Consider the following 14,055-nt stretch of genomic DNA (forward strand, 5'->3'; position numbering starts at 1 on the left):
GGTTTCGCCCAGAGCGCCGGCCTGATCCTCGGTGGTTCGATCAGCCAGAGCAACTTCCTCGGTACCGGTAACAAGGTGTCGATCGGCCTGACCCGCAGCGAATACCAGACCAAGTACAACTTCGGCTTCACCGACCCCTACTTCACCGCCGACGGCGTCAGCCTGGGCTACAACGCCTTCTACAGCAGCACCGACTACAGCGATTACTACGACGATGGTGTTTCTTACTATGCAATCAACAGCTACGGCGCCGGGGTCAGCTTTGGCTACCCGATCAACGAAACATCGCGCCTGACCTATGGACTGACCCTGCAACACGACGACATCTCGCCCGGCACCTACAGCGCCGACGAGATCTACGACTTCATCGCCCGGGAAGGCAAGAGCTTCAACAACCTCAAAGCGTCGATCGGCTGGTCTGAATCCACCCTCAACAAAGGCGTGCTGGCCACCCGTGGCCACTCGCAAAGCCTGACGCTGATGGCCACCACCCCTGGTAGCGACCTGTCGTTCTACAAACTGGACTATAACGGCCAGACCTACCTGCCGGTGACCGCCAAAACCGCGCTGCGCCTGCACACCAGCCTGGGCTACGGCAACGGTTACGGCTCCACCGATGGCCTGCCGTTCTACGAAAGCTACACCGCAGGTGGGCTGGGTTCGGTGCGCGGCTTCAAGGACGGTGGCCTCGGCCCGCGCAACACGCCGGCCACCGGCACCTATGCCAGCGCCGGCCAAGCCTATTACTCCGACCGCGATACCGATGTGCTAGGGGGCAATATCCTGATTACCGGTGGCGCCGAGTACATCTTCCCGTTGCCGTTCGTGAAGGACCAGAGCCAGCTGCGCAGTTCGGTGTTCGTCGATGCAGGCAACGTGTATGCCGACACCTGCTATCTGTCGACCACCCAGGGCTGCGGCAGCGTGGACCTGGCGCAGATGGCCGTGTCGCTGGGGGTTGGCGTGACCTGGTACAGCCCGGTGGGGCCGCTGAGCTTCAGCCTGGCGGCACCGCTGAAGAAACCGGACAACGCAGAAACGCAGATCTTCCAGTTCTCGCTGGGGCAGTCCTTCTGAGCACCGACATTACCTGCTTTTACCCCTGCTTAACCCAAGTTGACAGTCACCTTGCCTAAGCTGGGCGGCATTCGAACGCCGCCCAGCAGGACACGCCCATGCCACCTTTCACACCTTGCTTGCCCAACGCATTGCGACACGATGAAGTCCCGCTCGCGCTACTCGATCTGGTCCAGCAGCGCCTGGCCAACCTGCTCGGCCCGCGTTTCACGGTGGTCCTGGGCGGCAGTGGCAACGGTGCCGGGGTCAGCCACTACCACCTGGCCATCCAGCACAACCAGAGCGGCGTTTCACTGGAAGACTATGGCGACGTCGGCGCCGGTTTCATCGAGCGCCTGCTGCGCATGGGCACCCAGGTCAGGGACATGCTCGACTCAGCCACGTTCAACCATATGGCCAGCGACGACCCACGCCGACCCTTGGTCTGGCTCCGCGAGCTGGCCAGCCCCGGGGAAACCATTACAATGCGCACCCCATCCTGAAATATGTTTTTCTCATGAAATCACTGCTTTACGCCGTAACCTTACTGTTTTCCTTTACCCTGCCTGCCTTGGCCAACCCGCCGGCAACCTTCACCGAAGCCAAGGTGGTGGCCAAGCAGAAGGTGTACCTGGACCAGGCCAGCAGCGCCATGGGCGACCTGTACTGCGGTTGCAAGTGGACCTGGGTGGGCAAGTCCGGTGGGCGCATCGATGCGGCCTCGTGTGGTTACCAGACCCGCAGGCAGCAGAACCGCGCCGAGCGTACCGAGTGGGAACACATCGTGCCCGCCTACACCTTCGGCAACCAGCGTCAGTGCTGGAAAAACGGCGGCCGCGAGCACTGCGTGGACAACGACCCGGTGTTCCGTGCCATGGAGGCCGATCTGTTCAACCTGTACCCGGCAGTGGGCGAGGTGAATGGTGACCGCAGCAACTTCAACTACGGCATGGTTGCCGGCAATGCCGGCGAATATGGCCAGTGCACCACCAAGGTCGATTTCGTCCAGCGCGCTGCAGAGCCGCGTGATGAAGTTAAAGGCCTGGTGGCGCGTACCACGTTCTACATGTTCGACCGATACCAACTGAGCATGTCGCGCCAGCAGCAACAGCTGTTGATGGCGTGGGACAAGCAGCACCCGGTGTCGGCCTGGGAAAAAGAACGCGACCGCCGTATTGCCGCGATCATGGGCCATGCCAACCCGTTCGTGAGTGGCGAACGCAAATGGACTGCCGACTACAAGCCGGCTGGCAGTGGTGTAGTGCAAGCGGTGCCGGTGAAAGCGACCAAGGCGCAGGCCAACCCGAGCCTGGCCAGCGCCGCGCCGGTCGGGGCTGTGCTTGGCAACCGCAACAGCCATGTTTATCACCTGTCTGTTGGCTGCCCGGGCTACAACCAGGTAGCGGCGAAGAACCAGGTGACCTTCGCCACCGAGGGTGAGGCTCAAGCTGCGGGCTATCGCAAAGCCGGTAACTGCCGATAAGTGCCCGCTCAGCTGCACCGCAAAGGGGCCGTATGGCGGCCCCTTGCTCTCACGACCTGCACACCTCATTCACCAGATTCGCCGGCCGTTCGCCGGCCAGCGCGCTGAGCAGGTTGTCTACCGCGCAGCGCGCCATGGCCTGGCGTGTCTCCTGGGTCGCCGAGCCGATGTGGGGGGTCGCTACCACGTTATCCAGCTGCAACAGCGGCGAGTCTGTGGACAGCGGCTCCTGCACGAATACATCCAGCCCCGCACCCCGTATGCGCTTGGCCCGCAGCGCATCGACCAGCGCAGGCTCATCCACCACGCGCCCACGCGAGATGTTCACCAGGATCGCCTCAGGTTTCATCAGCGCCAGCTCTCGTGCGCCAATCAGGCCTTCGGTGCTGGCACTCAGCGGCACGGTCAGGCACACGAAATCCGCCTGCTGCAACAATTCATCCAGGCTGCACTGGCGCGCGGCGTAGCGCGCCTCCACCTCGGGCTTGGGCCGCTGGCTGTGGTAAAGCACGCGCATCCCGAAGCCGGCAGCCGCTCGCCGGGCCAAGGCCTCGCCGATGCGGCCCATGCCGACGATGCCCAGCGTCTTGCCATGCACGTCACAGCCAAAATGCGCCGGGCCCAGGTTGGCCTGCCAGTGCCCGTCGCGTACCCAGTTCGCCAATTCCACTACCCGCCTGGCAGTGGCCAGGATCAAGGCAAAACCCGTGTCGGCAGTGGTTTCGGTCAGCACGTCGGGCGTGTTGGTCAGCATCACGCCGCGTTGGCTGAGCTCGGCAATGTCATAGTTGTCCACGCCGACCGAAACGCTGGACACCACTTCCAGCTGTGGCGCCAGGTCGAGCAGGCTGGCATCCAGGCGCAGGCTGGCACCCAGCAAGCCATGGGCGCCCGGCAACGCGTCGCGCAGGCGGGCCAGGCCATCGGGCCGGGCGGTATCCACCCAGGTGACCTCGACGCGGTCTTGCAGGCGGGTCATCAAGTCGTCAGACAGGCGTTTATACAGGACGATTCGCTTCTTCATTGCAGGTTTCCTAAGGGTTCATGGCCAGCCGCGTGCTGTTGCGCTTGGCCCGGCCAGATGTCTGGGACGTATTGAGTGCGGCGGTGAGCGCCACGGCGGTCAGCAACGCGCCGCACATGAACAGGTAAGAAGCGCCCGGCCCGCCAGTGGCGCCATTGAGGTAGCCCACCAGCCACGAACCGCCGAACGAACCCAGCGCGCCCATGCTGTTGATCAGCGCCATGGCCCCGCCTGCGACGTTGGCCGGCAGGATCTCGGGCACGATCGCGAAGAACGGGCCATAGGGTGCATACATGCAGGCGCCGGCCAGCACCAGCAGCGCGTACGACAACCAGAAATGCTCGCTGCCCAAGGCGTACGAGCCATAGAACGCCACTGCGGCCACCAGCAGCGGCGGCCAGACGAAGCGCTTGCGCTTTTGCAGGCGGTCGGAGGCCCAGGACACGCCCACCATCGCCAGTACCGCCGCCAGGTAAGGCACCGAGGCCAGCCAGCCGGCCTGCACGATATCGACATTGGCCGCCTGCTTGAGGATCGACGGCAGCCACAGCACGAAGCCATAGACGCCGATGCTCCAGCAGAAGTACTGCAGCGCCAGGATGATCACCTGCGGCGAACGGAACGCCTCGCGGTAGTTCTTCACAGGCTTGATGCCCTGCTGCTCGGCAGCCAGCGCCTGCTGCAGGGCTTCTTTTTCCTGCTCGCTCAGCCAGTTCACCTGGGCCGGGCGGTCGTCGACCAAGCGCCACCAGAAGAACGCCCAGATGACGGCTGGCAGGCCTTCGATGATGAACATCCAGCGCCAGTCGTAATGCTTGATGAGGTAACCCGACACCACCGACATCCACAGAATGGTCACCGGGTTGCCCAGCATCAGGAAGGTATTGGCACGCGAACGCTCGGCACGGGTGAACCAATGGCACAGGTACACCAGCATCGCCGGCATGACGGCGGCCTCCACCACCCCGAGCAGGAAGCGGATGCCGATCAGCATGTAGACGTTGCTGACCATGCCCGTGAGTGTGGCAAGGCCACCCCAGAGGATCAGGCAGACGAAAATCAGCTTCTTCACGCTGCGCTTTTCGGCGTAGATGGCGCCAGGCACCTGGAAGAAGAAGTAGCCGAGGAAGAACAGTGCGCCCAGCAGCGAAGACAGCACCGGGGTGATATGCAGGTCTTCGGCCATGCCGGACGCTGCAGCGAAACCGTAATTGGCGCGGTCCAGATACGCCAGGCTGTAAGTGACGAACACAATCGGGATGATGTACCACCAGCGGCGAGGTGCCAGGCTTTGGCTTTGCATGGTTTGTTTCTCCTGAGCTTGTTGTTTTTGTTGCAACAGGTGATTCGGGGTCAAGGGGTCACGCGCTTCTGCGCAGGTCGAAGGCCTCCAGCTCGTGGCGCAGCGGCAGCCCTTCCATGTCGCCTCGTGACTGCACGGCACGGCTGCCGCACCAGTTGCCGCGCGCCACCGCCTCGGCCACTGCGCGGCCCTCCAGCAACGCGCTGAGCACGCCAACGGCGAAGGCATCACCGGCGCCGACGGTGTCCACGACACGGCTGACGGGCACGGCTGCTACCTGGCCTTCCCCATTGGCACTGCGCAAGTAGGCACCGGCGTCACCCAGCTTGATCACCACCAACTCAACCCCTCGGTCGAGGTAGAACGCGGCGATGTCTGCCGGGGTGTGCCGGCCGGTCAGCAACCGGCCCTCTTCCAGGCCCGGTAAAACCCAGTCGGCCTTGACCGCCAGGGCATTGATTTCGCGCACCATGCTGTTTTGATCAGGCCATAACGAGGGGCGCAGGTTGGGGTCGAACGAGATGCTGCGACCGGCTGCACGCATGGCGTCGACCAACGTGTGTGACAGGGCCCGGCAGCTGTCCGACAGCGCCAGCGGAATGCCAGTGGCGTGCAGGTGCCGCGCTTGCAACAGGTCTGCACGCAGCAGTTGGGGTGACAACTTGCTGGCCGCCGAACCACGGCGGAAGTACTCCACAGCGGGGTCGCTGCCGTCATCGCAGCGTTCCTTGAGCTGAAAGCCCGTGGGGCAGTGGGTATCCACTTCGACACCGGAGCAGTCAAGGCCTTCGCGTTGCAGGCTGTCGAGCACGAAACGGCCCAGTGAATCGTCACCGACCCGGCTCAACCAACGCACCTTGAACCCCAGCCGCGCCAGGCCGATCGCCACATTGCTGTCGGCGCCGGCAATGCGCTTGCCAAACTGGCCGACACTGGCCAGGTCGCCGGTTTGCTCGGCAACGAACATGGCCATGGTTTCACCAAAACACAGCACGTCATGCTCATGCATGGGCCACCTCCTCCCCCAGCGCAGACAGGCTACGCACCTGGGCACGGGTCAGCGCCAGCAGGTCGTCGCCCACCAGGGGGTACTCGACAGCGCGCACCACGCCGGGGGCGAACTCGGCCATCAGCGTTGCCCACGCTTGCAGGTCAGCTGCTTGCGGCGGTATGGCAACCCGTCGGCCATCGGCCCGGCGCTCCACAGCCTTGCAATGCACATAGCGCACCCAGCGGCCCAGTTGACGCGCGGCTTGCCTCGCAGACTCGTCTTGCCATTGCCAGTTGCCAATATCGAAGGTCATGCCCAGGCGCAGCTCAAGCGGGTCGGCATGCCGGAAGAACTGCAGCAGCGGTTCGATCCTGCCACCGTGTTCAGTCTGGTCGTTTTCCACCAGCAACAGCGGCCCCTGTGCGGGCAGTAGCGCTGCCAGGGCGGTGACATCGCAACGCTCGTTGAAGTGCCCCAAGGACACCTTGAGCGCTACCGCGCCAAACGCGCGGGCGAGCTCCAGCTTCTGCACCACAAGTGGGTCAGGTACGCCTTGCGCGGTCCACAACTCCAGGGGTGTCGAGTACAGGCATTCCAGGCGCAATGCGGCAATGACAGCACCCAGCGCTGTCGCGTCCGGCGCACTGGCAAACAGTTCTTCGCGCAACTCCACACGGCTAACGCCAGCGGCGGCCAGCAGGTCAAGGAACTGCTCCTGACCACGTTGCCGCACGAAGTCGGCGCCGTAGCTGGAGAGGCTGATGGAAACGGGGTTCGTGTGCATTGTTCTTGTCCTTATGAAACCGGTTTCATTTTTAATCGACAGCAGCAGGCGCCAGCCTGCCGTTGCTTATTGGGGTTGGGTTGAGCCTCGGATGATCAGCTCGGCCTTGAAGTCGATGCGCCGGGCCGCCCCGCTGTTGCCGCGCAGGCGGCCAAGCAGGCTTTCGAAAGCCGCCACACCGATACGCTCGGTGGGTTGCGCCAGTGCAGTGATGCCTTTACCGACCAAGGGGTACCAGTCAAGGTCGTCGAGGGCGATCAACCCGACGTCGGCAAACAGGTTGCGCCCTGCTTCGTGCAAGGCCCGGGTCACCGCCAAGGTTGCAACGCCGTTGAAGGTGAAGATGGCTTGCGGGCCATGGCCACGGCTGGCCAGGAATGACGCCAGCTGCCCCTCCAGACCGGTGCCGATTTCCAGCACCTGCTGGCGCATGCCGGCCCGACGGCTGACCGACGTGCCGAATGCCTGCACCCGCTCCAGGCGTGAGCTGGTGCCATCGAGGGGTTCGCTGACCGCCAGGATATCGCGGTAGCCCTGTGCCTGCAGGTGGTCGAGGGCCTGCTCGACCGCATCGGCATTGTCCAGCCCAACCAGGTCGACATTCAGCTCGGGCAATTGCCGATCGACCAGCACCATGGGAATGTCACGCTGCAGGTTGAGCAACTCGCCGGGGTGATGACCAAGGGTGTTCACGATCAGCCCTTCGACGTTGTAGCTCTGCAGGGCCACCAGGTGATGACGCTCCTGCTCGTCGTCGCGGTTGGTGTTGCACACCACCAGGCTGTAGCCGTGTTGACGGCAGGCGGTTTCCACGCCATGCATCACGGCCACTGAGTAGGGGTTGAGAATATCGGCTACCAGCATGCCGATCAGTCGCGTCTGGCCGCGCTTGAGGCCACGGGCCATCTGGTTGGGGCGATAGCCAAGCCGTTCGATGACGTCTTCCAGGCGCTTGGCCGTGGCTTCGGCCAGCAACTGGCGATCACCACCGATGTAACGGGAAACGGTGGCTTTGGAAACGCCAGCGACACGCGCTACTTCGCTGATGGTGACCCGTTCGCGGGCATGGGCAGGCGCGTCGGTCATGGGCAGTCCTTATGATTGTTGTGATAGCGATGAAACCGGTTTCAATACAGCAAAACTGCGGCAGTTCGTCAACCTTCCACTGGTCGGCAATGTGGAAACAAACATGATATTCGAGGTTAGATAAGCAAATTAAATGATTGATGCAAATACAATTTCAACCAAAAAACTGTGGGAGCGGGTTCACCCGCGAATGCGGCGGTAGATTCGACATCGCATTCGCGGGTAAACCCGCTCCCACAGAGGATCAGGGTGCAGCTGGAGAAGTCAGCGAAGCGACTTCACATCATCGGCCGTGACGGCGCTTCCCTGGTTGCCCCAACTGCTCCTGATGAAGTTCACCACCTCGGCAACCTCCTGGTCGCTCAGGCGCCATCCAAACGCCGGCATGGTGAAATTCGAAGGCGCCGTGTGCGTCGCCGGTACCGTGCCCCCTGCCAGCACCACATGGATCAGCGACGTGGCATCCGCCGTCTGCACCACCGGGTTGCCGGCCAAAGCCGGGAACGCGCGGGTGTAACCCTGGCCGTCGGTACGGTGGCAGGCCGCGCAATTGTCGATGTACACCGCCGCCCCTGGCTTGCTGTCATCGCCCTTCCACAGCGCATCCGCCACCTGCTTGTCGTAGACGTGTGGCCGGTCTTCAGGGTTGCTCGGCGGCAGGGTCTTCAGGTAACGGGCGATCGCGGTCAGGTCGGCATCACTCAGGTGCTGCATGCTGTGCTCGACCACGTCGCTCATGCCACCGAACACGGCGCTGCGATCACTGCGCCCAGTCTTGAGAAACTGCACCAGCTGTGCTTCGCTCCAGCTGCCCAGGCCGTCCTTGTGGTCACCACGCAGGTTCTTGGCAATCCAGCCTTCCAGCGGTGCGCTGCCGGCCAGAAACTGCTCACCCTCTGCCGGGCTAAGCGCCTTTTCCTGCATGGTCAGCGCCCGCGGCGTATGGCAGGCACCACAATGGCCAAGGCCCTCGACCAGGTACGCACCACGGTTTACCACCGGGTCGGCAGCAGCCGTTGCCTGCCAAGGCTTGGCCTCTGGCGCGAAAAGGCCGCGCCAGACAGCCAGCGGCCAACGCATGCTCAGCGGCCAGGGGATGTCGCTGGCCTTGTTCGCCTGTTCGACGGGCGCCACGCCCTTCATGAAGTAGGCGTACAGCGCCTGCATGTCCTGCTCGCTGACGCGCGCGTAAGACGGGTATGGCATGGCTGGGTACAGGGTGCTGCCGTCCTTGCGGATGCCCTTGCGCACGGCCTGGTCGAAGTCTTCGAAGCTGTACTGGCCAATGCCGCTGGCAGCCGGGGTGATGTTGGTGGAGTACACCGTGCCGATCGGCGTTTCCATCGGCAGCCCACCGGCAAAGGGCTGGCCGTTCTTGGCGGTATGGCAGGCCACACAGTCACCGGCACGGGCCAGGTACTCCCCCTGGCGCACCTGGGCATCATCATTCGCGGTGGCTTGTACAGCCGTCGTGGCCCCCAGCAGCAGGGTTGCGATCAACATTGTCTTCATGCTCATCGCTCCTCAAGCCTGGACCAGCGGACCGGGGTTTTTCAGGTACTGCTCGCGGATGGCGCGGGCCGACCAGTAGGTCAACGCGGCCACCAGCCCGGTCGGGTTGTACCCCAAGCCCTGAGGGAACGCCGAAGCGCCCGGGACAAACACGTTATGCACGTCCCAACTTTGCAGGTAACGGTTCAGTGCGCTGGTCTTGGGGTCGGTGCCCATGATCGCGCCGCCGTTCAGGTGGGTGGTCTGGTAGCTGGCGGTGTTGAAGTGGTCCTTGACCTTCTTGCCCAGTACCGCGATGGACTTGGGGTTCATCGCCTGGGCGATCTTGCTCAGCTTGTCGACCATGAACTGGTTCATCCTGATGTCGTTTTCCTGCCAGTCAAAGGTCATGCGCAGCAGCGGCTGGCCATAGGCGTCGCGATAAGTCGGGTCCAGGTCCAGGTAATTGCCACGGTACGACTGGTGGGCGCCATGGGCGTCCATCGATACCTGATGGGTGTAGTAGTCGGCTGTGGCTTTCTTCCAGGCGCTGCCCCAGGCTGGCGTGCCCGGCGGGTTGGCGGTGCCGGCAATCGGCCGGCTGCCCGCCTGGTTCACCCACATCGGTGAGCCGCCGACGAAGCCGTGCGGGCCATGGTCGAAGTTGTCGGCGTTGAAATCGTCGATGGCGATGCCGTTGCCGCCCGCGCCGATGAAGTTGTTGGTGTAGGTGTCCTTGTCGAAGAACGCCTTGACCGTGCCCATGTTCTGATAGGCAAAGTTCCGCCCCACCACGCCTTCGTTCTTCACCGGGTCGTAAGGCTTGCCAATGCCGGAAAGCAGCATCAGGCGCACGTTATTGAACTGGAACGCCGCCAGGATCACCAACTCCGCCGGCTGTTCTACCTCGCGCCCCTGGGCATCGATGTAGGTGACGCCAGTGGCCTTGCGCTTACTGTCGTCCAGGTTCACCCGCAGCACATGGGCATTGGGCCGCAGCTCGAAGTTAGGCACTTGGCGCAGCGCCGGCAAAATGTTCACGTTGGGCGAGGCCTTGGAGTACATGTAGCACACGTACCCGCTGCAGAAACCACAGAAGTTGCACGGCCCCATCTGTGCCCCGTAGGGGTTGGTGTATGGCCCGGAGGTGTTGGCCGATGGCAGGTTGTAAGGTTTGTAGCCCAGGCTGGTGGCGGCCTTTTCGAACAACCTGGCCGACACCACGTTCTTCTGCGCGGGCAGCGGGAACGGGCTGGAGCGGTCCGGCGCATAGGGGTTGCCGCCCTTCCCTTCGCCCACGACCTGGCCGTTGACGGTCCAGGCCTGGCCAGAGGTGCCGAACACCTTTTCAGCGAAGTCGAAATACGGCTCCAGCTCCTCGTAAGTGACGCCAAAGTCCTGGATGGTCATGTCGTCGGGGATGAACTTTCGCCCGTATCGCTCTTCGTAGTGGCTGCGCATGCGCAACTCGACCGGGTCTACCCGAAAGTGCACACCCGACCAGTGCAAGCCCGCGCCGCCCACGCCTTTGCCCGGCAAGAAAGCGCCAAGCTGGCGATTGGGCAGTGCCACATCGTTTATGCTGTGGCGGACAGTGACGGTTTCTTTAGACACGTCGACGAACAGCTTCTTGCGCACGCTGTAGGTCAACTCGTCGATCACCTGCGGGTAGCTGCCTTCCGGGTAGGTGTCCTGCATCGGCCCACGTTCCAGCGCCACCACCTGCAGCCCGGCCTCGGTCAGCTCCTTGGCCATGATCGCACCGGCCCAGCCGAAGCCGACGATCACCGCATCCACTTTGTTCAACACAGTCGCCATGCCTCAGGCCCTCTCGCCGCGGATCGATACAGCCGGGAACGGGTAAGGCTCGTTGCGCTCGACCCAGTCCATGAAGTCGGCGCGGGCGCCGGGGAAGCCGATCTGGGTCCAGCCGACCATGCCTTTGTTGCCGCCATGGATCGGGTCGCAGAAAAAACCTTCGCGGGTGTTCTGCACCAGCAAGCTGAAAAACACCTTGGCCGGCACGGTGTCGAAAACCAGCTCTCCGGCCTCGATCTTGGCGAGAATACGGTCTTGGGTAGCGCTATCTTGTACAGCAAAAACCTGCCCGGAATTGGCCTTGCACCAGTCGTCCACGGCAGCGATGCCCAAGCGGTAGATTTGTTGCGGGCTGAGCTGCAACTGATAACCCAGCTCGGGCGCAGCGTCGGCGTTGAAAGGGCCTTGCATGTACCACTGTGCGCCAGTGGCGTACGGCGTGTTCATCTGCCGGTCGATGAATTCGGCAGCGCCGGCTTCAAGCGCGCCGGGGCCAAGTTCATCGGCCGGAATGATGCGGGACACGGCGGCTTGTAGAAACGCCCACTCTTCAGCGCTGAAAAATGTCGGCTGATAGTTACCCGCCGGTGGCGTGGCCGGCACTTTCGGTGGCTGTTGCTGTTGCTGCTGTTGCGGGGCGGCAAGCAGTTGGCTGGCACCCACGCCCAGCCCTGTGCTGACCACGGTAACGACAGGGATCAGGGTCAAGGTCTTGCGCAGAAAATCCCTGCGCGGGTTGTCTGGGGCATGCTCAGGCATCGGGAATCCTCATCGGCTCTGGGGCGGCCTTGATAAGCGCCATCTGATTTTCAATAGAGAGGTGATCTTGATAGGCCATCAAGAAGACAGCCGAATAATCTAGCGCGTTCAGAAATGTTTTGAAACCGGTTTCATAGTTGACTTCTCGTCTCTGCCGCAAGGCCAGAGCGCTGTCGGGCCAAGGCTTTTTTCACATCTGCCTCACTCTCTACCGACATCCTGCTACCTACAGTGCCGACGCTCTCGTAATGGAGCGAGCTGACTGGAGTGGCAAACATGCTGCAAGGCGTTATCGACAAATCCCCCGCCTCACGCCGCGTGCAGGTACACCGGTTACCTTGGGGCACAGCGCTATTCGCAGTCTTGTGCCTGCTGTTCGTCCTGGGCGTGGCAGCAGCCTGCGCGCATGCCCGCACGGCCGTCCCCAACCTGGGCAACCCGCACCACCTGCAACGCAGTGGGCTGGAGGCCGCTTGGGCAAAAGGCTCAGTGATTGTGGTACTGCGCCATGCCGAACGCTGCGACCGGTCCAGAGGTGCCTGCCTGGGTGACCCCAGCGGCATTACGGTTGCGGGCAGCCAGGTGGCCGCCGCTGTAGGCCAAGGCCTGCAACACCTTGGCCTGGCGTCATCCGACGTGTGGACCAGCCCGGAGGTGCGCACCCGACAAACCGCACAAGCCATGTTTGGTAAAACCATGGCCACGCAAGGTTGGCTTAACCAGTGTGACGGACACTTTGCCGATAACGCCTTTAGCCACAAGCGGGCCGGCCACAACCTCGTGCTGGTCAGCCACAGCGGTTGCATGGAACAGCTGGAGCAAGCGCTTCAGGTACACGTCAGCGCGACGTCGAACAGCTATGCCAGTGCCCTGTTCATCACCCAGGGCAGCGATGGCAAGGCAACGCTGCTGGGCCAGATGGCTGCCAGTGAATGGCGCAAACTTGTTCATGCCAAGGAGCTGTGAATATGCCGTCCCGCGCCGCTTTCTACCGCAACAACCTGCTACTGCCGCTGTTGCTGGCCGCCATCGTGTTCGTGGCATTCGACCTCACCGAGTTCGATCGCTGGATCAGCAACCTGCTGCTCGACCCCGCCACCGGTCAGTTCCCGCTGCTGCACAATCAGTGGTTCGAGAAGGTCACCCACAAGTGGCCGCGCATCCTGCCGGACTGGACAGGTGAACTGGCAGTCATCGGCAGCTTGCTGTCGTTTATCTGGCCGCGCTTGGCCAACCGTCCCCAACTGGGGCTGACCCGGGTGCTGGAAAAAGCCCGTATCGCACCCGTGCTGCGCTTCACCACCCAACACCGCCGCGACTTGCTGTTCGTGGTCGTGGCGTTTGCACTGAGCACGACCGTGATTCATTACCTGAAAAGCCACACCAGTGTGTATTGCCCTGTCGAAACCACGCTGTATGGCGGTACGCAGGCCCGCGTTGAATGGTTCGAAAACTTCTCCTGGTGGAACAAGGCCGGCGCTGGCCGCTGCTGGCCGGGTGGCCATGCCTCCAGCGGATTTACCTTGTTGGCGCTGTACTTCGTGGCATTGCGTCATCGCTGGGCACAGGCACGCAAGTTGCTGGTGATCATTCTGCTGATCGGGTTCGTGTACGGCACAACACGGGTACTGCAGGGCTGGCACTATATGTCCCATACATTCTGGGCGGGGATTTTTGTCTGGCTGACAACCTGGGTAACGGCGTTGCTCTTCTATGGCCGCATCGCGTTGCAGGCGCCAGAACACAGCCCGGTCATTCATGACGCTGCCATGGCGCAGCCCTTGTAGAGCGGCCTTGTCTCTCAGCAAGGGGCATAGTGGAATCTGACAGGCACTTGTCATCCACTTAGTTGCTAATAATACTTTCAAAATAAAACTTAGCGAAACTTCCTACAGCGCTTTAGGAAGTTTCAATCTCCCCTGCCTATTGATTCCTCGTTAGTCTTCAGGATTTCGCAAGATACTTGTGCGCGACCGCATGGAAAGTGCGCGGTCATCGCGTGAGCCTGATCTGTTAACTGACGAGGATTATGGATGTCCAGACAGTCCGACGGCACTGACAAGCCTGTGCCCGCCATGAAAAAGCCAATTCTGCTTGAGGATATAGAGGCTGCCCAGCAGCCTCACAGCGGGGCTGGCCCTGAACACGCTACGGAGCCGCTCGGCTACCCCGCCGACCCGCAGTTCCAGCTACGTGGCGGCTTCAAAAACCTGATGCTCGATGCGGCAACCCCGCTGTTCGGCCTGGTCATTCGCCTGCG

Annotated in this window: 13 protein-coding genes and 1 pseudogene; 6 read left to right on the forward strand and 8 right to left on the reverse strand. The window is 62.5% G+C overall.

Features of this window, described 5'->3' with window-relative positions; translation table 11 throughout:
- The 3 genes from bamA to FHW75_RS26480 all read left to right on the forward strand — a co-directional run.
- Positions 1-1,077 (forward strand): outer membrane protein assembly factor BamA (gene bamA / locus FHW75_RS26470; RefSeq protein WP_183675222.1); only part of this gene is annotated, 1,077 nt, incomplete at its 5' end.
- Positions 1,078-1,175: 98 nt separating this feature from the next.
- Positions 1,176-1,559: a hypothetical protein gene (locus tag FHW75_RS26475; protein WP_183675225.1), complete on the forward strand. Its 384-nt coding sequence runs from the start codon at positions 1,176-1,178 to the stop codon at positions 1,557-1,559.
- Between the two features lie 14 nt (positions 1,560-1,573).
- Positions 1,574-2,539: an endonuclease gene (locus tag FHW75_RS26480; protein WP_183675228.1), complete on the forward strand. Its 966-nt coding sequence runs from the start codon at positions 1,574-1,576 to the stop codon at positions 2,537-2,539.
- Between the two features lie 49 nt (positions 2,540-2,588).
- Here the strand turns inward: FHW75_RS26480 and FHW75_RS26485 are convergent, their stop codons facing one another.
- The 8 genes from FHW75_RS26485 to FHW75_RS26520 all read right to left on the reverse strand — a co-directional run bounded on the left by FHW75_RS26485 (position 2,589) and on the right by FHW75_RS26520 (position 11,795).
- Positions 2,589-3,563, reverse strand: a complete 975-nt coding sequence (locus tag FHW75_RS26485) for a D-glycerate dehydrogenase (RefSeq protein ID WP_016714063.1) — start codon at positions 3,561-3,563, stop codon at positions 2,589-2,591.
- A 10-nt stretch (positions 3,564-3,573) separates the two neighbouring features.
- On the reverse strand, positions 3,574-4,866 hold the full coding sequence (locus FHW75_RS26490; protein WP_016714062.1) for an MFS transporter: 1,293 nt from the start codon (positions 4,864-4,866) through the stop codon (positions 3,574-3,576).
- A 58-nt stretch (positions 4,867-4,924) separates the two neighbouring features.
- Positions 4,925-5,875, reverse strand: coding sequence for a sugar kinase (locus tag FHW75_RS26495; protein ID WP_027609929.1), 951 nt, complete (start codon positions 5,873-5,875; stop codon positions 4,925-4,927).
- Positions 5,868-6,641: a sugar phosphate isomerase/epimerase gene (locus FHW75_RS26500; protein WP_183675240.1), complete on the reverse strand. Its 774-nt coding sequence runs from the start codon at positions 6,639-6,641 to the stop codon at positions 5,868-5,870. The genes FHW75_RS26495 and FHW75_RS26500 overlap by 8 nt, the downstream gene beginning before the upstream one ends.
- A 66-nt stretch (positions 6,642-6,707) precedes the next feature.
- Positions 6,708-7,727, reverse strand: coding sequence for a transcriptional regulator PtxS (ptxS, locus tag FHW75_RS26505; protein WP_019098761.1), 1,020 nt, complete (start codon positions 7,725-7,727; stop codon positions 6,708-6,710).
- A gap of 264 nt (positions 7,728-7,991) precedes the next feature.
- Entirely contained in the window at positions 7,992-9,239 is a 1,248-nt protein-coding gene (locus FHW75_RS26510; protein ID WP_084297557.1) for a cytochrome c, read from the reverse strand.
- A gap of 12 nt (positions 9,240-9,251) precedes the next feature.
- Positions 9,252-11,036, reverse strand: a complete 1,785-nt coding sequence (locus FHW75_RS26515) for a GMC family oxidoreductase (protein WP_025755041.1) — start codon at positions 11,034-11,036, stop codon at positions 9,252-9,254.
- A gap of 3 nt (positions 11,037-11,039) precedes the next feature.
- Entirely contained in the window at positions 11,040-11,795 is a 756-nt protein-coding gene (locus FHW75_RS26520; RefSeq protein ID WP_084297556.1) for a gluconate 2-dehydrogenase subunit 3 family protein, read from the reverse strand.
- Between the two features lie 276 nt (positions 11,796-12,071).
- Here FHW75_RS26520 and FHW75_RS26525 point away from each other — a divergent pair, with 276 nt between their 5' ends.
- The 3 genes and pseudogenes from FHW75_RS26525 to FHW75_RS26535 all read left to right on the forward strand — a co-directional run.
- The gene (locus FHW75_RS26525; RefSeq protein ID WP_183675243.1) at positions 12,072-12,761 is read left to right on the forward strand and encodes a histidine phosphatase family protein; all 690 of its coding nucleotides are present in this window, start codon (positions 12,072-12,074) and stop codon (positions 12,759-12,761) included.
- Between the two features lie 2 nt (positions 12,762-12,763).
- Positions 12,764-13,582, forward strand: coding sequence for a phosphatase PAP2 family protein (locus FHW75_RS26530; RefSeq protein ID WP_019098756.1), 819 nt, complete (start codon positions 12,764-12,766; stop codon positions 13,580-13,582).
- A 246-nt stretch (positions 13,583-13,828) separates the two neighbouring features.
- A pseudogene (locus FHW75_RS26535) lies at positions 13,829-14,055 on the forward strand (DotU family type IV/VI secretion system protein); the annotation flags it as partial.

It is taken from the genome of Pseudomonas sp. OG7 (genome assembly GCF_014192825.1).
Lineage (GTDB): Bacteria > Pseudomonadota > Gammaproteobacteria > Pseudomonadales > Pseudomonadaceae > Aquipseudomonas > Aquipseudomonas monteilii.